Here is a 20,151-nt window from a genome sequence, read left to right on the forward strand (position 1 = left end):
GCGGCGGGGGTGGGAGGGCACCTCCCGGCCGCGACCGGGAGCCGACGGGGTCCCGGGGCGTGCCCGGCGGTGGGCGGCGGACCGGTGCGCGGCGGCGGGGCGCGCGCCTCGCGGCGGCGGGGTTGTTGAAGGGCGGCGCCGGGTCAGTGGCAGCCGCAGGTGGTGAGGCGGGCGGCGACGCGGTCCATCGCGGCGCGGGCGGTGTCGGCGGGGGCGGCGGTACGGGTCATGACGGCGAAGGCGAGCAGGCGGCCGTCGGCGTCGACGACGGTGCCCGCGAGGGTGTTGACGCCGCTGAGGGTGCCGGTCTTGGCGCGGATCAGCCCGGCCGCGTCGGCGGCGCCGGACCCGGAGCCGTACCGCTTGTTGAGGGTGCCGGTGAAGCCGGCGACCGGGAGGCCGGTGAGCACCGGGCGCAGGGCGGAGTGCTGCTCGGAGGCGGCCAGCGCGAGGAGTCGGACCAGGACGGCGGGCGGTATCGCGTTGCCCGGGTGCAGGCCGCTGCCGTCGTTGAGGACCACGGTGCCCATCGGCACGCCGAGCCGGGTGAGCTCCTGGGTGACGGCGGCCGCGGCGCCCTCGAAGCTCGCGGGCTGGTGGGCGGCGATGGCGACCTGACGGGCGATCGCCTCGGCGAGCTGGTTGTCGGAGGTGGTCAGCAGGCGTTCGACCAGCCGGGCGACGGTCGGCGAGAAGACGTCGCCGAGGGGCGCCGTGCCGGTGGCGGTCGGGGCGGGCGCGGGCGCGGCGGCGGGGCCGGCCTTGCCCGTCACGGTGATGCCGCGGGCCCGGAGCAGCGCGGCGAAGGCCTCGGCGGCCGCGGCCGCCGGGTCGGCGACCCGGTCCGGCGCTTCCTCCCGGCTCTTCGGGTCCGCCTTGGCCTCGTCCACCATCAGCGGGACCACCAGGGCGATGTTCTGGGCGTCGTGGTTCCTGTGCTGCGGGCCGCCCGCGTACATCGACAGGTCGTAGTCCAGCTGGACCGTCGTGGTGCCGAGGCCCTTGAGGCTGTCGGCGGTCTGCTGGGCGAGGGAGTCCAGTGAGGCGGGGGCGGTGTCGGCGTCGGCCGGCTGACCGCCGATCTGCACCTGGTCGGCGGGCAGCGCGGTGAGCGTCGGGTCGCCGCCGCCGACCAGGGTGATGGTGCCCGGGGCCGCGCCCTGGACCACCCGGGTGTGCAGCCGGGTGTCGCCCGGGATGAGGGACAGGGCCGCGACCGCGGTGGCCAGCTTGGTGGTGGAGGCGGGGGTGGCGGGGGTGTTCTCCCCGGAGCCGTACAGGAGTTGGCCGGTGCCGGCGTCCGCGACGGCGAAGGTGACCTCGCCGAGGCTCTTGTCGGCGAGCACGGCGGCGAGCGCCTGCCGGAGGCCCTGCGCGGTGGGGACGGCGGCGCCCGGGCCGCCCTCGACGGCGGCCAGGACGGCGCCCGGCGCGGGGGCCGGGCGCGCAGCGGACGCGTCGCCACCCCCGGTGGCGGGCACGGGGGCGCCGGGCACGGAGGCCGCGGGCGTGGGCGCGGCGGGCGGCACGGCCCGACGGGCGGGTGCGGCGCCCGGGTCGTCGTTCGACCGGGGACCGGCGCCGCCCTTCCCGTGGTCGCCCTTCCTCCCGCCGTGGCCGTTCGGTCCGTCGTGGTCCTCGCCCTCGCCCGGCCCGGCGCTGTGCCCGCCCGGCGGCGGGGCCGGCTGCGCGACCGCACCACCCGAGGTCAGGACCGTACCGACGACCAGGAGCGCCGCTCCGAACAGCCCCGCGGCCGTCCCCCCGCGGCGGCCCGCCGCCCCTCCCCCTGTGCCCACCGACCGGCCCCTTTCCCGAGCACCCGCTCCCGTAGGAGACACTTGGATTCTGTCAGTCCCTACCTTGGAGGAACCGTTGGAGTTCGACGTCCTTATCGAAATCCCGAAGGGCTCTCGTAACAAGTACGAGGTCGACCACGAGACCGGCCGTCTGCGGCTCGACCGGATGCTCTTCACCTCGACCCGCTACCCGGCCGACTACGGCTACGTCGAGGGCACGCTCGGCGAGGACGGCGACCCGCTGGACGCCCTGGTCATCCTGGACGAGCCGACCTTCCCGGGCTGCCTCATCAAGTGCCGCGCCATCGGCATGTTCCAGATGACCGACGAGGCCGGCGGCGACGACAAGCTGCTCTGCGTCCCGGCGACGGACCCGCGCTGGGAGCACCTGCGCGACATCCACCACGTGTCGGAGTTCGACCGCCTGGAGATCCAGCACTTCTTCGAGGTCTACAAGGACCTGGAGCCGGGCAAGTCGGTCGAGGGCGCCAACTGGGTCGGCCGCGCCGAGGCCGAGGCCGAGGTCACCGCTTCGATCAAGCGTCTGGCGGAGCAGGGCGGCCACTGAGCCGTCGTTCCGATCCCACTCGGCCGGGGACGGTCGGAGGCAGGTCGGGACAGCCCGGGGCCGGGGTTCGCGGATTCGTCCGCGGACCCCGGCCTCTGTCGTGTCCGGGGACGGGACGTCTTGCCGACAGCCTGTCGGCAAGGCATGAAGTTAGGTTAGGCTAACCACATATTCAGCCGATTCCCACCGGCCGATCCCGGACCCTGGAGGCCGCATGCCCACGCCCGCGCCCGCCCCGTTCTCCACCGTGCTCCGCACCGCCAGCAGCGAGGAGCACGAGGCCGCCGAACACTCCTCGTTCATGAGCCGGCTGCTGGGCGGCGGTCTCGGGATCGAGGCGTACGCCGACCTCACCGGCCAGCTCTGGTACGTCTACCGGGCCCTGGAAGAGCGGGCCGAGCAGCTCGCGGAGCACCCGCTGGCGGGCCCCTTCATCGACCGGGCGCTGCTGCGCACCGCCGCCATCGAGCGCGACCTGGCGCACCTGCGCGGGCCCGACTGGCGGGACGGCCTGGCCCCGCTGCCGGCCACCGCCGCGTACGTCGCCCGGCTGGAGGAGCTGGCCGCCGAGTGGCCGGCCGGGTACCTCGCGCACCACTACACCCGCTACCTGGGCGACCTGTCGGGCGGTCAGATCATCCGGGGCATAGCGGAGAAGACCTGGGGCTTCGAGCGCAAGGGCGACGGCGTGCGGTTCTACGTCTTCGAGGAGGTCGACAACCCGGCCGCCTTCAAGCGCGAGTACCGGGCGAAGCTGGACGCGGCCGGGGAGGCGATGGACGAGGTCGAGCGGCGCCGGGTGGTCGAGGAGTGCAAGCGGGCCTTCGTGCTCAACGGGGCGGTCTTCCGCGACCTGGACACGCGCTACCCGCTGAGTGCGTAAACGTTCCTCCTTACCCCGGTCACGGGAAACGGCCCCGGCGAGCGCTTGCTCGCCGGGGCCGTTTCGGCACTCCGTCCGGGCGTCAGGCCTGGACCGCGCCACGGCGGTTGCGCACCAGGACGGTGGCGCTGCCGCCGACCAGCAGCAGACCGGCCGCGGTGGCCAGCAGCGGGACCACCGGGGTGTCCGCGCCGGTGGCGGCCAGCGAGCCGCCGCCCGTACCGCTCAGGCCGCCGGTGGTCAGCGAGGCCCCGCCGGAGGTACCGGTGCCGGTGCCCTGGCCGCCGCCGGCCGCGGAACCGCCGCCGGCGCTGCCGTTGCCGTTGCCGTTGCCGGAGGAGCCGGCCAGCGGCAGCTTGGCGTCCTTGTCGAAGGCGAGGGTGGCGCTGACCGGGTCCAGGGCCGTACCGGCCGGGTAGTTGGAGAAGGCCGGCACCCCCTCGGCGGTGAGCGTGGCCGGAACGCCGGAGAGCGTCACCACGCCGCCGACCGGCTTCAGGGCGGCGGCCGGGACGTCCAGCCGGGCGATCCTGACACCGCTCAGCGAGGTCGAACCGCCGTCCTGGGACTTGCCGTTGACGTCGGCGGTCAGGAAGGCGCCGTCCCGGTCGATGGTCAGGCCCAGCTTGGAGAGCGTGGTGTCCAGCGCCCAGCCGTCCTTGCCGGGGTGGCCGAGGAAGCGGACCGAGCCGTTGAAGGCGGCGCTCAGGGAGTGGTCGGTGGTGTTGTAGGCACCGGTGGCACCGCCGAAGCGGTAGTCGGCCGCGCCGCCGCCGAACTCGACCTTCCCGGCGGCCATCGGGGACTCCAGGTACGTGCGGAAGCTCTCCTTGACCTTCCAGTCCAGCGTCCCGTTCACCACCGGCAGGGTGGCCGGGGCCGTGCCGGGGCCCCCGCTCGCGGACGGGGAGGCGGTGGCGCCGGGCGCCTGGGTGGCCGACGGCGAGGAGCCGGCCGAGGGGGTGCCGGACGACGGGGCCGCGGTCGGCGTGCCGGTGGCCGTGGCGGTGGGGCTCGCGCTCGGGCTGCCGGTCGGGCCGCCGGTCGGGCCCGTGCTCGGCGAGGAGGTGGCGGACGGCGTGGCGGTGGCCGTCGCGGTCGGCGGCACGGTCGGCGGGGTCGTGGCCGGGCTCTGCTTCAGCAGCAGCGACAGCGGGTCCATGTCCGCCCCCGCCGGGTAGAAGCCGGCGAAGGCCCGGGCGCCCTGCTCGGTCAGCTTGGCCGCGGCGGGCGTCCCGTTGGTGGTGTCCCGCGCGACGGTGAACGTCACCAGCGGCACGTCGTCCCGGCGGGTGACGTCGGCGGCGCCCACCGACTCCTTGGAGGCGGTGTCGGCGGTCAGCGTGCCGGTGGTGCCGGAGGTGGTGATCCGCAGGTCGCTGAGCGCGACGTCCAGCGCGCCGTGGTGGGCGGTGAAGTGCACGCCGCCGGTGAAGGAGGAGCTGAGCGCGTGCGTGGTGAGGTCGTACGCCGCGTTCGCCAGGCCGAAGTGGAAGGTGCCGTCGGCGTTGCGGGTCGCGCCGCCGGTCAGCTCGATCGCGCCGCCCTGGGAGGCCGGGCCCTCGATGTAGCTGCGGAAGCCGGCCTTCACACCCCAGTCCAGCGCTCCGGTGTCGTACGTGACGCTGCTCGGGCCGCCCGCGCCGAAGGCCAGTGCGGGGGCGCCGAGGGCGGTCAGGCCGAGGCCGGCGGTGGCGGCCGCGAGGGCGGCCAGCCGGGTGCGGTTGCGGGACATGCTGGGTACTCCGTTCGGATGGGGGGAGGGAGCGGGGGGACGCTCCCGGAGGGGTCAGGCCGCGTCGTCGGCGTCGGGCCCGGTGGCGGGGGCCCCGGCCGCGGCGGCCGCCCGGCGGCGGCGGACGAGCAGGCCGCCGGTGGTGGCGAGGGCCGCCACCAGCACCGCGCCGCCGACCACGGCCGGCACCGGAACGCCGTCCGGGGAGGACGCGGCGACGGGCGCGGCGGCCGGGGAGGCGGGCGGGCTCGCGACGGCGCCCGGCGGGGTGGCCGGGACGCTGCCGAGGTCGGGCAGCGGGGGCAGCGCGGCGGCCGGGTCGAGGGCGACGGCGAAGCTCAGCGGGTCCATCGCGGTGCCCGCCGGGTACAGGCCGCCGAAGGCCTCGGCGCCGCCCTCGGCGAGCGTGAGCGGCAGTTCGACGGCCGTCAGCAGGCCGCCCTCGGCCTTGAGGCCGGCCGGGTCGAAGGTCGCCAGCTCGACGCCGGGGAGCTGCCGGGTGCCACCGTCCGGGGTCCGGCCGGAGACGTCGGCGAGCAGTCGGCCCTGGCCGCCGGAGACGCTGACGCCCGGGTTGGCGAGGGTGAGGTCCAGGCCGTAGCCGTCGCCGGCGCGCATGCCGGTGAAGCGGACGGTGCCGGTGAAGGCGGCGGTCAGCTCGCCGGTCGCCGGGTCGTACGCGCCCTTGGCCGGGGTCCAGCGGAAGAACGCGCCGCCGTCGGCCGCGCCGCCGCCGAGCTCCCAACGGCCTTGGGCGATCGCGCCGGTGACGTAGTCGCGGAAGGTGCGGCGCACGCCCCAGTCGAGGGCGCCGTCGGCGAACCCGGTACGGGCCGGGGCCTGGGCGGCCGGCTCGGTGGCCGGCGGGGCGGCCGGCTCGGCCGGCGACGGGGCGGTCGCCGGCGGCATGGTCGCGGGCGCGGTCGTGGCGGCCGCGCCGGACGTCGGGGCGGGTGCCGCCGGCGTCGGCTGCGCGGCGGGCAGGTCGACCGAGAGGCTGAGCGGGTCGAGGGCCGTGCCGGCCTGGTAGAAGCCGCCGAAGGCCTTCGCCCCGGCGTCGGTGAGGGTCGCCGGGACACCGCTCAGCGTCAGGGTGCCGGCCGCGCCGCGCAGGTCGACGCCGGCCAGCGAGAGGTCGGCCAGCTTGGCCTGGCTCGCGCTGCTGACCTGCCCGGTCTCCTTGGACTTGCTGCTGACGTCGGCGTACAGCCCGGCCGCGCCGCCCTGGACGGCCTTGAAGGTGAGCCGGCCGATGCTCAGGTCGAGCGCGTCGGAGCCGCCCTCCTGGTGCCCGGTGAACCGCACGCCGCCGGAGAAGGCGGCGGTCAGCGCGCCGGCCGCCGGATCGTACGTGCCGTTCGCCGAGTGGAACCGGAAGGTGCTGCCGCCGACCGTGGCCGCGCCGCCGGTCAGCCCCCAACTCCCCTTGGCGATGGGCCCGGTGACGTAGGTCAGGAAGGACTGCTTGATGCCCCAGTCCAGCCGTCCGCCGGAGACCCTGCCCTCGGCGGCGGCCGCCGGCCCCGGCGACAGGCCCACGGCCAGCAGGGCGGCGAGGGAGGCCACCAGGGCGGCGGCCAGACGGCGGAGCCGGCTGGACAGGGGCACGGCGAATCACTCCTCAGGGGGCATGGGGGATGCCGCAAAGGGGGCCCGGCGGGCACCACCCCCTTGCGGAACTCAGGTAAGGCTAACCTAATATATGAGTCAAGAGCCCCGCCGCCCCCTCCCCCGGCGGCGGGGCGCCACAGGCACCAACTCCCGGTGAAGGGAACCAGGTTGAGCAGCGTTACGATCCGATCCGGGGCGGCCCGCGGGCCCGTCCTCCTGCTGCTCGCCCTCGGCCTGCTGCTCGCCCTCACCGCCTGCGGCGCCGCGAGCGGGACGGCCGGGGCAGCGGGGGCGGCCGTCTCCCGCACCCCCGACGCCGTCGAACCGCTGCCCGGCGAGCCCGTCCCCCGGCTCCCGGCCACCACCGCCTCCGCCGACGGCCGCCAGGTCACCGTCACCAGCGCCGAACGGGTCATCCCGCTCAACGGCAGCCTCGCCGAGCTGGTGTTCAGCCTCGGCCTCGGCCCCAAGGTGGTCGCCCGGGACGTCTCCACCACCTTCGAACAGGCCGCCGCCCTGCCGGTGATCACCCAGGCCCACGACGTCTCCGCCGAGGGCGTGCTCTCACTGCACCCCACCGTCGTCCTCGCCGACCGCTCCACCGGCCCGGCCGAGGCGATCGCGCAGATCCGGGCGGCCGGCGTCCCGCTGATCGTCCTGGACGACGCCAAGCGGCTGGCCGACGTCGGACCGCGCATCGACACCGTCGCCGCCGCACTCGGCGTCCCGGACGCCGGACGGCAGCTCAAGGAGCGCACCGAGCAGCGGATCGACCAGGCCATGGCCGCCGTCCCGGCCGACGGCCGGCACCCCCGGGTCGCCTTCCTCTACCTGCGCGGCAGCGCCTCCGTCTACCTGCTCGGCGGCCCCGGCTCCGGCGCCGGCTCGCTGATCGAGGCGGTCGGCGGCGAGGACGCCGGCACCGCCGCCGGCCTCACCAACGACTTCGTCCCGCTCACCAGCGAGGCCCTGGTCAAGGCCGCGCCCGACGCGATCCTGGTGATGAGCAAGGGGCTCGACTCGGTCGGCGGAACGGACGGCCTGCTCAAGCTGCCCGGCGTCGCCCAGACCCCGGCCGGGCTCGACCGCCGGATCGTCTCGATCGAGGACGGCCAGCTGCTCAGCTACGGCCCGCGCACCCCGCAGGTCCTGCGCGGGATCACCGCCCAGCTCTACCCGGCGGACGCCAAGTGACCACCGCCGTACGGGAGGAGACCTCCCGCGAGGCGCCCGGGGAGAGCGCCGCGCCGACCGCCGGCCGGACCGCCCTGCTCACCGCCGGACTCGCCGCCGCCCTGCTCCTCTGCGCCCTCCTCGCGGCCGGCGTCGGCGCCTACCGCATCCCGCTCGGCGACATCCTCGCCTCCACCGCCCACCGCCTCGGCCTCGGCGGCCACGCCCTGGACCGGGTGCCCGAGTCCGTGCTGTGGAACGTCCGGCTGCCCCGGGTGGTGCTCGCCCTGCTGGTCGGCGGCTCGCTCGGCTGCGCCGGGGCACTGATGCAGGGCGTGTTCGGCAACCCGCTCGCCGAGCCCGCCGTGATCGGGGTCTCCTCCGGCAGCGCGGTCGGCACGGTGGCCTGCATCGTGCTCGGCCTGAACACCCTGGGCGGTTGGACGGCCCCCGTCTTCGCCTTCGCCGGCGGCCTGCTGACGGTCGTCGCGGTGTACGCGATGTCCCGCTCCGGCGGGCGCACCGAGGTGGTCACGCTGATCCTCACCGGCGTCGCCGTGAACGCCTTCTGCGGCGCGCTGATCGGCATCCTGCTGTTCATCGCCGACCCCGCCGCGATCAGCCAGGTCACCTTCTGGCAGCTCGGCTCGCTCTCCCAGGCCACCTGGGGCAAGGTGCTCGCCGTCCTGCCGTTCGCGCTGGCCGGCCTGGCCGTCGCCCCGCTGTACGCCCGCAGGCTGGACCTGCTGGCGCTCGGCGAGCGCCCGGCCCGCCACCTCGGGGTGGACGTCGAGCGGATGCGGCTGGCGCTGATCACCGTCGTCGCCCTGCTCACCGCGGCGGCCGTGGCGGTCAGCGGCATCGTCGGCTTCGTCGGCCTGGTCGTCCCGCACCTGCTGCGGATGCTCGCCGGGCCCGGCCACCGCTTCCTGCTGCCCGCCTCGGCACTCGGCGGCGCGCTGGTGCTGGTGGCCGCCGACCTCGCCTCCCGCACCGTCGCCGAGCCCGCCGAGATCCCGCTCGGGGTGGTCACCGCACTGATCGGCAGCCCGTTCTTCTTCTGGCTGCTGCGCCGGACCAGGACCAGGCAGGGAGGCTGGGCGTGAGACTGCGACGCCACCGGGAGATCCCCGAACGACCGGCGCCCGGAACCGAGTTGCTCGCCGCCGAGGGCGTCCGACTGAGCCTCGGCGGGCGCCCGCTGCTGGACGGCGCCGCCGTCCGGGTCGCGGCCGGAGAACTGGTCGCGCTGCTCGGGCCGAACGGCGCCGGCAAGTCCACCCTGCTGTCCGTGCTGGCCGGCGACGTCCGGCCGGACGGCGGGTCGGTCACCCTGCGCGGCCGCCCGCCGGCCGACTACGGCGCCGCCGAACTCGCCCTGCACCGCGCCCTGTTGCCGCAGTCCGCCGCACTGTCCTTCCCGTTCCCGGCCGGCGAGGTGGTCCGGATGGGCCGCGCGCCGTGGGCGGGCACGGCGGCGGCCGCCGAGGACGCGGCGGCCGTGGCCGAGGCGATGGCGGCCACCGAGTCCACCGCCTTCGCCGGGCGCCCGTTCACCGCCCTGTCCGGCGGCGAGCGGGCCCGGGTGGCGCTGGCCCGGGTGCTGGCCCAGCGCACCCCGCTGCTCCTGCTGGACGAGCCGACCGCCGCCCTCGACCTGCGCCACCAGGAGCTGGTGCTGCGGGTCGCCCGGGCCCGGGCCGCGGCCGGGGACGGGGTGGTCGTGGTGCTGCACGACCTGTCCCTGGCGGCGGCCTACGCGGACCGGGTGGTCCTGCTGACGGGCGGGGCGACGGTCGCGGACGGGCCGGTCGCCGAGGTGCTGCGGGCGCCGCTGCTCAGCGAGGTGTACGGGCACCCCGTCGAGGTGCTGGCGCACCCGCGCACCGGGGTGCCGCTGGTGCTGCCGGAGCGCTGAACGCGTCGCCGGCGCTCAGTCCTCCAGCCGGAAGCCGACCTTGATGCACACCTGGTAGTGCTTGATCCGGCCGTCCTCCAGGTGGCCCCGGACCTGCGAGACCTCGAACCAGTCGAGGTTGCGCAGCGTCCGGGAGGCCCGCTCCACCCCGTTGCGGATCGCGGCGTCGACGCTCTCGGCCGAGGACCCGACGATCTCGGTCACCCGGTACACATGGTCGGTCATGGCGGACTCCCTCAGCTGTACGGACGCCCCCGGTCCACCGTGCACCGACCCGGGTCCGCCCGCACCCCGACGGGCGGCCTCCCGCTTCCGGAGAGGCCGCTTAGAACGCCGCCCGCACCTCGCCGACCGGCACGCCGCCGCCGAGCAGCGGGGCCGCGCCGATCCGCTCGACGGTCCCGTCCGCCCCGGCCACCCCGAGCCGGCGCAGCGCGGCCGCCAGCACCGGGCCGCGGGCCCGCTCGGCGCCGTCCTCGATCTTGAAGGCCAGCGCCCGGCCGTCCGGCAGCGCGACCACCTGGACGGCCTCGGCGCCCATCTTGGACAGCGCGCCCGGCACCGCCCGCATCAGCCAGGTGTCGGCCCGGCGGGTGCCGGCCACGTACTCGGGGTGGGCGCGCATCGCGTCGGCGACGCGGCGCGGCCCGCTGCCCTCGGCGGCCAGCAGCAGGCCGCGGTAGCCGCGGGCCAGGCCGGTCAGCGACACGGCCAGCAGCGGCGCGCCACAACCGTCCACCCCGGCGTGGGCGGCGGTCTCGCCGGTGGCCTCCTCCAGGGCCTCGCGGGCCAGCCGCTGGATCGGGTGGGCCGGGTCGAGGTAGCTCTCGGTGTCCCAGCCGTTGGCCGTGCAGGCGGCCAGCCAGCCGGCGTGCTTGCCGGAGCAGTCCATCAGGATCGGGGCGCGCCCGCCGCCGGCGGCGAGCAGCAGCTCCGCCTCGGTCTCGTCCAGCGGCAGGTCGGCCGGGGTGCGCAGGGCCGACTCGTCGAGCCCGGCGGAGCCGAGGATGCTCCGCACGCCATCGAGGTGAAACGATTCCGCGGAGTGGCTGGAGGCCGCCAGCGCCAGCAGCTCGCCCTCGATCGCCAGCCCGGCCCGCAGCGTGGCCACCGCCTGGAACGGCTTGGCGGTCGACCGCGGGAAGACCGGGGCGTCCGGGTCGCCGAGCGCGAACTCGACCGAGCCGTCGGCCGCGAGCAGCACCAGGGAGCCGCGGTGGCGGCCCTCGACGAAGCCGGAGCGTATGACCTCGGCGAGAACGGGCGCGGGGGCGGGCAGGGACATGGCGGTGTGAGCCTTCCGGGGCGAGGGTGGGCCGGGAGCGAGCCGGGCCTCACCCGCCCGCGGCGACCCACCCGGTCAGAGCGGCCCCCGTGCGAGCAGGTCGTCGACCCGTGCTTCCCCATCACGGTACCTGCGGGTGATCTCGGCGTTGCAACCGTCGGCCGTGCGCAGCAGCCGCTGGCGCCGTCCGGACACCTCCCGCTCGTACGCCCGCAGCCGCTCCAGGGCGGCCAGCAGCTCCTCGGCCGGGTGCGCCGCCAGGTCGGCGAGCTGGACGTCGCCCATCAGCGCGTCCGCCTCCAGCCGGGACTCCCGGGTGCGCGGCGGCCCGAGGGTGACGTGCCGGGCCGAGCGCCGCACGGTGGAGGGCGCGTCGGTCAGGATGGCCGGCAGCCGGTCCAGCAGGTCGCCGGGGGCCGGGTCGGGGCCGGCCGGGTCGGCCGTACGGACCGGGCCCGTGCCGGGCCGCCGGTCGAGTTCGGCGCGCAGGATGTCCATCCGCCCGTGCAGCAGCCGCCGCAGGTAGGACAGGTCGGCCTCCTGCTCCAGGGTCTCCCGGCGCAGCACCCGCAGCTGCTCCAGGCCCAGCCCCTCCAGGTCGGGCTCGTCCTCCGCGCCCGCCGCCGGACCGTCCGGGCCCCCGGGGGCCCGCACCACCGACCCGGACCGGTCCCGCGCCACGCTGCTCGCGTCCATCACCCAACCACCTGACGTCGTCCGATCCCGCCCGCTCGCGGCACCCCGTCGCTGCCGCCGGTCCGACCCGTCCCCCGACGGGCCGCGCGTCCCGTCCACCGGCCCGCCGGGAACCCCCGGAGGCTCCGGTCCCCGGCCGTGACGCCCACCGGGGCGGCACCGCCAGACGCCTGACCTACCGGCTCGACCGCCCGGCCGAACCCGGGTCCGGCGCGGCGGACCTCCTGGCGCCCCGGACCCCTCGTACGGTCCACCAGCGTGCCACCCCACCCGGCGCACGCGCACCGCCCGTGCACCCGAACGGCCCCCTGGCGAACGGGGGTGGCTGATATGACCAGCCCTTTCCCCAGGAAGAGTGGCGCCCGATTCCGCGCAGGCGCGCACCCCAGGGCGTGCACGGCTTCCATGCGCGCCCCTGGTGTGCGCCCTGGGGAGGCCGCCGGGGCGGAGGGACGGGGCCGACCGGAGGGGCGGCCGGGCGGAACGGCCGGGAAGGGTGCGGCGCGGAGCCGGGGGCACGGCGGATGCGCGGGCGCGGAGCGGCGGCGGACGCGCCGGGCGCGGGCCGCGCGGGACGCACCCGGGGCTCCTCCGGGGGCCGTACGGCGCTCCGGCACAATGGCGGCATGCGAGCAGTGGTGCAGCGAGTGACCGAGGCCCGGGTGACCGTGGCCGGTGAGACCGTCGGCGCGATCGAGGGGCCCGGGCTCTGCGTCCTGGTCGGCGCCACCCACGACGACACCCCCGCCAAGGCCGCCCAACTGGCCCGCAAGCTCTGGACGCTGCGGCTGCTGCCCGCGAACGACGAGGGCGTCGAGCAGAGCTGCTCGGACCTCGGCGCCCCGCTGCTGGTGATCAGCCAGTTCACGCTCTACGGCGACGCCCGCAAGGGCCGCCGCCCCACCTGGAACGCCGCCGCCCCCGGCCCGGTCGCCGAGCCGCTGGTGGACGAGGTGGTGGCGCAGCTGCGCGCGCTGGGCGCCAAGGTGGAGACGGGCCGGTTCGGCGCCGACATGCGGGTGGCGCTGGTGAACGACGGCCCGTTCACCGTCCTCGTCGAGGTCTGACCCCGCCGGGGCCCCACCGGGCCCGGCCGGGGCGCCGAGCGGCCCCGGCGCGGCCCTGGACGGCCCTACTGCGGGACGATCACGTCCTGGGTGCCCGGCACCGTGCCGGCCAGCAGCACGGCGTCCACCGGGACGTTCCGCTTGACGATCGCCAGCGCGATCGGCCCCAGCTCGTGGTGCCGGGCCGAGGAGGTCACGAAGCCCAGCGCCCGCCCGTCCGGGTCGGTGGCCAGCCGCACCTCGGTGCCGTGCGGGGGCAGCGTCTCCTCGGTGCCGTCCAGGTGCAGGAAGACCAGCCGGCGCGGCGGGCGGCCCAGGTTGTGCACCCGGGCGACGGTCTCCTGGCCGCGGTAGCAGCCCTTCTGCAGGTGGACGGCGGTGCGCAGCCAGTCCACCTCGTGCGGGATGGTCCGGTGGTCGGTCTCGAAGCCCAGCCGGGGCCGGTGGCCCTCGATCCGCAGCGCCTCGTACGCCCAGACCCCGGCCGCCGGGCCGTACCCGGCGGTGAGCCGCTCCAGCTCGGCGCGCGGCACGAACAGGTCGCGCCCGTACGGGAGTTCGCGGACGGCGGCGGCGCCCTCGACGGAGGCGGTGGAGCCGGCCGGCAGGTGCACTACGGCGTACTCGGCGGTCGCGTCGGCGACCTCCACCCGGTAGAAGAACTTCATGCCCTCCAGGTAGGCGACCAGCGCCTCCTGGGTGCCCGGCTCGACGTGCGCCCAGGTGGTGGTGCCGTCGTCCACCAGGTAGAGCGCGTGCTCGACGTGCCCGTTCGGGGAGAGCACCAGCGCCTCGGCGGCCTGCTGCGGCGGCAGCTCGCTGACGTGCTGGGTGAGCAGCAGGTGCAGCCAGGAGAGCCGGTCCGCGCCGGTCACGGTGACCACGCCGCGGTGCGAGAGGTCGACGAAGCCGACGCCCTGCGACAGCCTGCGTTGCTCGCGGAAGATGTCGCCGTAGTGGGCGGCGACGCCCTCGTCGGCCCCCTCGGCGGGGACGGCTCCGGGCAGGGAAAGCAGCGGGCTCTTCACACCGGTCATACCGGCCAGCTTACGGCTGGTCCCCGACGAGCTTGGCGGTGCAGTCGGCGCAGCGGCCGAAGATGGCGAAGTGCTTGAGGTCGGTGTCGAAGCCGTGCCGCTCGCGCAGGCTGTCGATCAGCGGCTGGGCGATCTCGGTGCCGGTCTCGGTGACCTTGTCGCAGTCCCGGCAGACCAGGTGCAGGTGGTGGTGGCGGCCGGCCAGGTGGTAGGTCGGGGCGCCGTGGCCGAGGTGGGCGTGCGAGACCAGGCCCAGCTCCTCCAGCAGCTCCAGGGTCCGGTAGACGGTGGAGATGTTGACGCCGCTGGCGGTCCGGCGGACGTGGCAGAGGATGTCGTCGGGGGTGGCGTGGTCGAGCTCGTCGACGGCCTCCAGCACGAGCTGCCGCTGCGGGGTGAGCCGGTACCCGCGTTCGCGCAGGTCGGCCTTCCAGTCGCCGGAGAGCTGCCAGTCGGTGGTGCCGGTGTCCGCCACGGTACTCGTCCCTGCCAATGGTCGGGGGTCCTGGAGCAAGTGTAGGGACCGGCCGGGGGCCGGTCCCTACCTCGTGCACGGAAGTGCCGGTCGCGCGATCGGCCTACTTGAAGAAGGCGATGCCGTCGTCCGGCAGGTCGTTGATGTCCTTGATCAGCTGGGCCGGGCTGAGCACCTTCTTCAGCTGGGCGGACATGTACGGGCGCAGCGGCACGCTCGGGGCGGCCTTCTCGCCGACCCAGAGCAGCTCGCCGTTGACGAAGCCGTACAGCCGCTTGCCGCCCGAGTACTCCGGGGAGCCCTCGATCCGGGCGACCGCGTCGGTGGAGACGTCGACCTGGGGCTTGCCGTCGGCCAGCTCGCCGTACCAGATCTCGACCGTGCCGTCGTCGCGGACGGAGGAGATCTCGATCCCCCGGACACCGCTGGTGCCGTCGTGGTTGCTGGTGATGCGCCAGAACGCGTGCTCGTTCTCCAGCGGACGGACCTTCTCGCCCTCGCTGTCCAGCACCCAGGTCCGGGAGCGGAACTCCAGGAAGGGGCGGCCGTCGTGGCGGATCACGATCTCCTGGCCGAAGTTGCACTTCTCCGCGCCCGGGAAGTCGTAGACGCCCGCGCCCTCCCAGGTGCCGAGGAGGAAGGCGAGCGGGACGACGTCCCTGTGGAGGTCAGAAGGGATCTCGATCATGTTCCTGGTCGCTGTTCTCGTCGGTGTGGGACTGCCTCAACCGTACGGCAGTCTCAGCGCTGGCCCTGGTACAGCTTCATCACCGAGAAGATGGCGAACCAGGTGATCAGCACGGCCATGAGGGCCAGCAGACCGTCGAAGAAGATTTCCAGACCGGACACGGGTGGCTCCCAGGCGGCGACAGTGTGGTGGATTGTGCTCGGCTCACTCTATCCGCCGGGTTCCGGAGGGTCGCGGTGAGCCCCACCACGTCGCCGTTCGCGCCGTCCTCCCGCGGCTGCTCAAGCTTTGCCCAAGGCTTCCGGGGATGCCGGACGGCGGGGGCGCCGGCACCTCTAAGGTGGCGCCATGGCGAAGAAACTGGTCATCAAGGTCACCGCAGGGGCGGACGCGCCGGAGCGGTGCTCGCAGGCGTTCACGGTGGCGGCGGTGGCCGTCGCCAGCGGGATCGAGGTCTCGCTCTGGCTGACCGGGGAGTCCTCCTGGTTCGCGCTGCCGGGCCGGGCCGCGGAGTTCGAACTGCCGCACGCGGCGCCGCTGCCGGACCTGCTGGAGTCGATCCTGGCGGCCGGCTCGGTGACGCTGTGCACCCAGTGCGCGGCCCGGCGCGGGATCACGCAGCAGGACACCGTCGAGGGTGTCCGCATCGCGGGCGCCCAGGTCTTCGTCAGCGAGATCATGTCGGACAACGTCCAGGCGCTCGTGTACTGAGGCACCTCGCGTATTGACGCCTACGGGCGTTCCTCGTGGTCGGGGCGGTCCCGGTCGTGGCCGGGCTCGTCCCACTTCGGGTCGTCCCAGCGCGGGTCGTTCCACCAGTCGTCGTCCGGGTCGCGCTTGTTGGCGAACACCGCGGCGGCCGGCGGGATGACCATCGCGACCACGCACATGCCGATCGCCGCGCCGACCGAGAAGAACCGCACCACGCCCCAGGCCATGACGAACAGGCCCAGACACACGCCCATCATGGCGAAGTAGTAGCGACGCCGCCGCCTTGCCTGCACCCCTCCACGGTACGACCGAGGGCCCCTGCTCGGCAGGGGCCCTCGGAGTCTGGTCCGGGATCGTCCCGGCTCCGGTCAGACCGCGATCGCGACCTCGACGGCGGTGCCCTGGGAGGCCACCACCTGACGGTCCACGGTCTGGCCCGGCACCAGCGCGCGCAGGGTCCACTTGCCCGGGCGGGCGAAGAACCGGAACTGGCCGGTCGCCGAGGTGGGCACCTCGGCCGTGAACTCGCCGCCCTCGTCCAGCAGCCGCACGTAGCCGTTGACCGGCTCTCCGTCGCGGGTCACCGAACCCTGGATGATCGTCTCGTTCGCCACGTCAACTCCTGCCAGGTCCGGGCCGCCGGCCTTCGCACCGCACATGTCTGTCTCCTTCTGACTTACGGGTCGAGCCGGGGGCTCAGTTGCTGCCGAGCTCGATCGGCACGCCGACCAGGCTGCCGTACTCGGTCCACGAGCCGTCGTAGTTCTTGACGTTCTCCTGGCCGAGCAGCTCGTGCAGCACGAACCAGGTGAGCGCGGAGCGCTCGCCGATGCGGCAGTAGGCGATGGTGTCCTTCGCCAGGTCGATGCCCTCGGCCTCGTACAGCGCCTTGAGCTCGTCGTCGCTCTTGAAGGTGCCGTCGTCGTTGGCGTTCTTGGCCCACGGGATGTTGCGGGCGCTCGGCACGTGGCCGGGGCGCTGCGACTGCTCCTGCGGGAGGTGCGCCGGGGCGAGCAGCTTGCCGGAGAACTCGTCGGGCGAGCGGACGTCGACCAGGTTCAGGGTGCCGATGGCGGCGATCACGTCGTCGCGGAAGGCGCGGATCGAGGCGTCGGCGGCCTGCGCCGTGTACTCGGTGGCCGGGCGGGCCGGCACCTCGGCGACCAGGTCGCGGGAGTCCAGCTCCCACTTCTTGCGGCCGCCGTCCAGCAGGCGGACGTCGCCGTGGCCGTACAGCTTGAAGTACCAGTAGGCGTACGAGGCGAACCAGTTGTTGTTGCCGCCGTACAGCACCACGGTCTGGTCGTTGGCGATGCCCTTGGCGCTCAGCAGGGCCTCGAAGCCGGCCTGGTCGATGAAGTCGCGGCGGACCGGGTCCTGGAGGTCCTGCTTCCAGTCGATCCGGACGGCGTTGCGGATGTGGTTCTTCTCGTACGCGGAGGTGTCCTCGTCGACCTCGACGATGACGACCTTCGGGTCGTCCAGGTGGGCCTGGACCCAGTCGGCGTCGACCAGGACGTCGCTGCGGCTCATGGTGGGTTCTCCATCCGAGGGCGGTTGTGCGGAAGGTGCTGCTCAGGAGGGTGCTGCAGGGTGCCCGGGAGGGTGCGGTCCGAAACCCTGTCCGAATAGCGGGACGAGGGGGTGGGCCGGTGCGGCCGGGCAGGAGACTGCGGAGTACCTCGGCGACCGCCGGCCCGGGGGGCCGGGCGCGGTCGCCGGAAAGATCGGCGGCGGGCGTCAACTGCCCTGCCGGGGGCGCCGAATCAGCGCATTCGACACAGACAGGCGGCCACGCGGCACAGGTCTACCGCCCGCCGCTTCGTGAGGTCCGTCTGTCGCTTCATGCCGACGATGCTAGGGACACCGGAGGCCCGCTGTCATCAGCGTATCGAATAGTGGGATCAGAACGACCGGATGATGGGATTTGCCCCCGGTCCGGCCTGTCCGGGCCCGGCCGGCGGCCCCCGGAGAGCGTGCGCGGGGCGCGAACGACACCGCTCCACGGCCCGCGCTGGACAGCGCGTCTCGCGGAGCGGAACGATTCGGCACAGCCGTGGGCGGGCCCCGAGGACGGGCCGGGCACGGGCCGCGCACGGGCCTGGATCAGCCCAGGAGCTTGACGTCCTTGCCGTCGAAGGTCAGCTGGAGGCCCTCCGGCAGCGGCGTCACACCGCCGCCCCCGCCCTCCTTGTCGGCCAGCTTCAGCCCGGCCGGCAGCGAGTCCAGGGTGAAGCTCATCGGCTCCAGCTGCTGGTTGGTCGCGCCGGCCACCAGCCCCGCCAGCGAGCTCAGCCGGAAGCCGTCCACCGTGACGGTGTTCCCCTTGTTGCGCACGCTGCCCTCGCCGATCTCGATCGGACCCAGCGAGGCCTTGACCTTGCCCGGACCGGCGTAGGCCAGGCTCAGCCGGGAGTTGCCGCCCACCGGCAGCTTGGCGCCGTGCAGCAGCTGGGAGGCGGGCGGCAGCAGCTGCGCGAGGTCCGGGTAGGAGATCACCCCGCTGCCGGTGCCGCTGTCCACCGTGGCACTGCTCATGCTGTCGCTGACCTTGACCCCGGCGAGCCTCGCCTTGAACGAGTGCAGCGCCACCTGGTGGCTGCCGTCGCCGACGGCCAGGCCGTCGGAGGAGATCCGGACGTCGTCCAGCTTCATCGACAGCACCTGGGTGAGGAACGGGAAGCCCTCGATCGAGACGTCCGGGCGCTGGCTCATCCGGCCGCTCTTCACGATCCGGTCGGCGGCCTCGTCCTCGGCCACGCCCACCGCGATCCGGTCCGCACCCAGCAGCAGGCCGGAGAGCACCGCCAGGCCGATCGTGGCCTTCAGCCATCCGCGCATCGTGTCCCCCGTCGTCGCCGGTCGCTGTGGTCGTTCGTCGCTGTGGTCGTTCGCAGTGGGTCGTTCACCGTTCCGTGGCGGACGCAGGACACGTCCGCCCTCGCACGACCGTACGACGTCCCGCCCCGGAACATGGTTCCGGGGCGGGAATTCGACCTGAACAGGCCTGGACGGGTGGGTACGGGTGGCTCAGGCCAGCAACTCGGTGGCGATCCAGGCCAGCGGCGCGGCCACCGCCAGCGGCAGCGCCACGCCCGCCGTCATGTGCACGAAGCGGGACGGGAAGTCGTACGCCGCGACCCGACGGCCGACCAGCGCACCCAGCCCGGCCAGCGCACCGAGCGCCGGCGGGGCCCCGACCAGCAGGCCCAGCAGCACCGCCGCGGCCAGGCCCAGCACCGGGCCCAGCTGCTTCGGCCCGGGCAGCGGCGCCGCGGCCAGCAGGGTGGCCAGCGCCACCGCGCCCACCGCGGCCGGCACCCAGTCGGCCAGCAGCAGCGCGGTGCACAGCACCGTCACCACGGTGGCCGAGCCGAGCACGGTCAGCGCGTAGAACCGCTCCTTCGGGTCCGACGGGCGGAACGTCTGCAGCACCAGGACGAGCAGGAAGAACCCGCCCAGGGTGCCCACCACGGCCGCCACGCCGCCGTCGGAGTCCGCCAGCAGCACCGCCACGTCCGCCGTCAGGCCCGCCAGCGCGGCGAGCAGGATGCCCTGCCGGGCCGGCCACATGCCGTTCAGCCGGAACCAGCCGGCCGCCGTCAGCAGCTGGAGCGGCGCGACCACCAGGGCCAGCGCGACCTGCCCGAGCGCGGCACCGCCGGCCAGCAGCGCGGCCACGGCGGCGGTGATCAGGGCCGGCTGCAGGCCCGGGTCGATGATCGGCGAGCCGGTCCGGCCGCGCGGACCGGCGGGCGGCGCCGCCTGCGGCGGGACGGCCCCGTACGGCGGCGCGGCGGAGGCGCCCAGCGGGCCGGGGGCCACCGGGCGCTTGAGCGTCATGGTCGGCGGGTCGAAGGCCTCCGCCGCCTGCTGCGCGGGGGCCTGCTGCGGCGCCGGGGCCGCGTGCCGGGCCCGCGGCCCCGGCGGCCGGGGGAGCTGCAGCTGGATCGTCGGATCCGGCTGGGGCTGCACCGGCTGCTCCGGCGGCCGCCGCCGCTGCCGCGGCTGCGGAGCCTGCTGCGACTGCGGGACCTGCTGGGGCTGCGGGACCTGCTGGGGCTGCGGGACCTGCTGGGGCTGCTGGGCCTGCGGGACCTGCGGCGGCTGGTACGGCTGGTGGGCCTGCTGCGGCTGGTGACCCTGCGGCTGCTGCGGCTGGTGACCCTGCGGCCGGGGCGCGCCCGACAGCGGACCGGACACCACCACCGGCGGCAGCAGCGCCGTCGCCTCGGCGTCGCTCACCGCCGGCACCGGCGGCAGCAGGGTGGTCGCGGCCGCGTCGTCGAACGCGGGCACCGCCGGCAGCACCGCGGTCGCCGCCGCGTCGTCCACCGGGTAGCCGTACGGCGACTGGTGGCCGGGCTGCTGCGGCGGGACGTACGGCTGCTGCTGCGGGTACGGCTGCTGTCCCTGCGGCGGGTAGGGCTGGTGGGCCTGCTGCGGCCACTCGCCGTGGCCGCCGTGGTTCGGGTGGTTCGGGTTGTTCATGTCCGTCACGCCGC

At 75.2% G+C, this 20,151-nt stretch carries 22 protein-coding genes; 7 read left to right on the forward strand and 15 right to left on the reverse strand.

The features are described from left to right. Positions 1 to 143: 143 nt before the first annotated feature. Positions 144 to 1,799 (reverse strand): D-alanyl-D-alanine carboxypeptidase/D-alanyl-D-alanine-endopeptidase, encoded by a 1,656-nt coding sequence (gene dacB, locus ACFVXH_RS39245; RefSeq protein ID WP_387830958.1) that lies wholly within the window; start codon positions 1,797 to 1,799, stop codon positions 144 to 146. Between the two features lie 76 nt (positions 1,800 to 1,875). Between dacB and ACFVXH_RS39250 the strand changes: the two genes are divergently transcribed. Then, positions 1,876 to 2,367, forward strand: a complete 492-nt coding sequence (locus ACFVXH_RS39250; protein ID WP_030244505.1) for an inorganic diphosphatase — start codon at positions 1,876 to 1,878, stop codon at positions 2,365 to 2,367. A 214-nt stretch (positions 2,368 to 2,581) separates the two neighbouring features. Then, the gene (locus ACFVXH_RS39255; protein ID WP_387830960.1) at positions 2,582 to 3,250 is read left to right on the forward strand and encodes a heme oxygenase (biliverdin-producing); all 669 of its coding nucleotides are present in this window, start codon (positions 2,582 to 2,584) and stop codon (positions 3,248 to 3,250) included. 82 nt (positions 3,251 to 3,332) lie between these two features. On the opposite strand, the gene ACFVXH_RS39260 is transcribed toward ACFVXH_RS39255, so the two are convergent. Together ACFVXH_RS39260 and ACFVXH_RS39265 are read right to left on the reverse strand one after the other, a co-directional pair. Continuing rightward, the gene (locus ACFVXH_RS39260; protein ID WP_387830962.1) at positions 3,333 to 4,985 is read right to left on the reverse strand and encodes an HtaA domain-containing protein; all 1,653 of its coding nucleotides are present in this window, start codon (positions 4,983 to 4,985) and stop codon (positions 3,333 to 3,335) included. Positions 4,986 to 5,039: 54 nt separating this feature from the next. After that, entirely contained in the window at positions 5,040 to 6,593 is a 1,554-nt protein-coding gene (locus ACFVXH_RS39265; RefSeq protein ID WP_387830964.1) for an HtaA domain-containing protein, read from the reverse strand. Between the two features lie 171 nt (positions 6,594 to 6,764). On the opposite strand from ACFVXH_RS39265, the gene ACFVXH_RS39270 reads away from it, so the two are divergent. The 3 genes from ACFVXH_RS39270 to ACFVXH_RS39280 all read left to right on the forward strand — a co-directional run bounded on the left by ACFVXH_RS39270 (position 6,765) and on the right by ACFVXH_RS39280 (position 9,687). Further along, on the forward strand, positions 6,765 to 7,790 hold the full coding sequence (locus ACFVXH_RS39270; protein WP_234348688.1) for a hemin ABC transporter substrate-binding protein: 1,026 nt from the start codon (positions 6,765 to 6,767) through the stop codon (positions 7,788 to 7,790). 74 nt (positions 7,791 to 7,864) lie between these two features. Beyond that, complete coding sequence (locus ACFVXH_RS39275; protein WP_380778621.1) at positions 7,865 to 8,875, forward strand: FecCD family ABC transporter permease; 1,011 nt, start codon at positions 7,865 to 7,867, stop codon at positions 8,873 to 8,875. A 2-nt stretch (positions 8,876 to 8,877) separates the two neighbouring features. Continuing rightward, positions 8,878 to 9,687, forward strand: a complete 810-nt coding sequence (locus ACFVXH_RS39280; protein ID WP_387830997.1) for a heme ABC transporter ATP-binding protein — start codon at positions 8,878 to 8,880, stop codon at positions 9,685 to 9,687. A gap of 15 nt (positions 9,688 to 9,702) precedes the next feature. Here the strand turns inward: ACFVXH_RS39280 and ACFVXH_RS39285 are convergent, their stop codons facing one another. From ACFVXH_RS39285 to ACFVXH_RS39295, 3 genes are all read right to left on the reverse strand, one after another. Next, positions 9,703 to 9,912, reverse strand: coding sequence for a dodecin (locus ACFVXH_RS39285; protein WP_049661518.1), 210 nt, complete (start codon positions 9,910 to 9,912; stop codon positions 9,703 to 9,705). Between the two features lie 100 nt (positions 9,913 to 10,012). Further along, the gene (locus ACFVXH_RS39290) at positions 10,013 to 10,972 is read right to left on the reverse strand and encodes an asparaginase (protein ID WP_387830966.1); all 960 of its coding nucleotides are present in this window, start codon (positions 10,970 to 10,972) and stop codon (positions 10,013 to 10,015) included. Positions 10,973 to 11,047: 75 nt separating this feature from the next. Then, positions 11,048 to 11,668 carry an ABC transporter substrate-binding protein gene (locus tag ACFVXH_RS39295; RefSeq protein WP_387830968.1) on the reverse strand — a complete coding sequence of 207 codons (621 nt, stop codon included), beginning with the start codon at positions 11,666 to 11,668 and terminating at the stop codon, positions 11,048 to 11,050. Positions 11,669 to 12,294: 626 nt separating this feature from the next. Between ACFVXH_RS39295 and dtd the strand changes: the two genes are divergently transcribed. Continuing rightward, the gene (dtd, locus tag ACFVXH_RS39300; RefSeq protein ID WP_049656260.1) at positions 12,295 to 12,735 is read left to right on the forward strand and encodes a D-aminoacyl-tRNA deacylase; all 441 of its coding nucleotides are present in this window, start codon (positions 12,295 to 12,297) and stop codon (positions 12,733 to 12,735) included. A 65-nt stretch (positions 12,736 to 12,800) separates the two neighbouring features. On the opposite strand, the gene ACFVXH_RS39305 is transcribed toward dtd, so the two are convergent. The 3 genes from ACFVXH_RS39305 to ACFVXH_RS39315 form a co-directional block, all read right to left on the reverse strand. Continuing rightward, positions 12,801 to 13,763 carry a folate-binding protein YgfZ gene (locus tag ACFVXH_RS39305; protein ID WP_117491889.1) on the reverse strand — a complete coding sequence of 321 codons (963 nt, stop codon included), beginning with the start codon at positions 13,761 to 13,763 and terminating at the stop codon, positions 12,801 to 12,803. Between the two features lie 19 nt (positions 13,764 to 13,782). Further along, positions 13,783 to 14,247 (reverse strand): Fur family transcriptional regulator, encoded by a 465-nt coding sequence (locus ACFVXH_RS39310; RefSeq protein WP_049656259.1) that lies wholly within the window; start codon positions 14,245 to 14,247, stop codon positions 13,783 to 13,785. Between the two features lie 103 nt (positions 14,248 to 14,350). Next, positions 14,351 to 14,935 carry an FABP family protein gene (locus tag ACFVXH_RS39315; RefSeq protein ID WP_049656257.1) on the reverse strand — a complete coding sequence of 195 codons (585 nt, stop codon included), beginning with the start codon at positions 14,933 to 14,935 and terminating at the stop codon, positions 14,351 to 14,353. 348 nt (positions 14,936 to 15,283) lie between these two features. Between ACFVXH_RS39315 and ACFVXH_RS39320 the strand changes: the two genes are divergently transcribed. Further along, the gene (locus ACFVXH_RS39320; protein ID WP_049656255.1) at positions 15,284 to 15,646 is read left to right on the forward strand and encodes a DsrE family protein; all 363 of its coding nucleotides are present in this window, start codon (positions 15,284 to 15,286) and stop codon (positions 15,644 to 15,646) included. A gap of 20 nt (positions 15,647 to 15,666) precedes the next feature. Here the strand turns inward: ACFVXH_RS39320 and ACFVXH_RS39325 are convergent, their stop codons facing one another. From ACFVXH_RS39325 to ACFVXH_RS39350, 6 genes are all read right to left on the reverse strand, one after another. Then, positions 15,667 to 15,939, reverse strand: a complete 273-nt coding sequence (locus tag ACFVXH_RS39325) for a DUF3099 domain-containing protein (protein ID WP_082346012.1) — start codon at positions 15,937 to 15,939, stop codon at positions 15,667 to 15,669. 75 nt (positions 15,940 to 16,014) lie between these two features. Next, the gene (locus ACFVXH_RS39330; RefSeq protein ID WP_030059605.1) at positions 16,015 to 16,305 is read right to left on the reverse strand and encodes a DUF1416 domain-containing protein; all 291 of its coding nucleotides are present in this window, start codon (positions 16,303 to 16,305) and stop codon (positions 16,015 to 16,017) included. Between the two features lie 37 nt (positions 16,306 to 16,342). Next, positions 16,343 to 17,179, reverse strand: a complete 837-nt coding sequence (locus ACFVXH_RS39335) for a sulfurtransferase (RefSeq protein WP_049656251.1) — start codon at positions 17,177 to 17,179, stop codon at positions 16,343 to 16,345. A 233-nt stretch (positions 17,180 to 17,412) separates the two neighbouring features. Beyond that, on the reverse strand, positions 17,413 to 17,493 hold the full coding sequence (locus ACFVXH_RS39340; RefSeq protein ID WP_350517234.1) for an Ms5788A family Cys-rich leader peptide: 81 nt from the start codon (positions 17,491 to 17,493) through the stop codon (positions 17,413 to 17,415). A 259-nt stretch (positions 17,494 to 17,752) separates the two neighbouring features. Further along, the gene (locus tag ACFVXH_RS39345) at positions 17,753 to 18,487 is read right to left on the reverse strand and encodes a DUF2993 domain-containing protein (RefSeq protein ID WP_049656250.1); all 735 of its coding nucleotides are present in this window, start codon (positions 18,485 to 18,487) and stop codon (positions 17,753 to 17,755) included. Positions 18,488 to 18,676: 189 nt separating this feature from the next. Next, positions 18,677 to 20,146 (reverse strand): hypothetical protein, encoded by a 1,470-nt coding sequence (locus ACFVXH_RS39350; RefSeq protein ID WP_387830972.1) that lies wholly within the window; start codon positions 20,144 to 20,146, stop codon positions 18,677 to 18,679. Positions 20,147 to 20,151: the final 5 nt, after the last annotated feature.

Source organism: Kitasatospora sp. NPDC058184 (assembly GCF_042883725.1).
In the GTDB taxonomy this organism is placed as follows: Bacteria; Actinomycetota; Actinomycetes; order Streptomycetales; family Streptomycetaceae; genus Kitasatospora.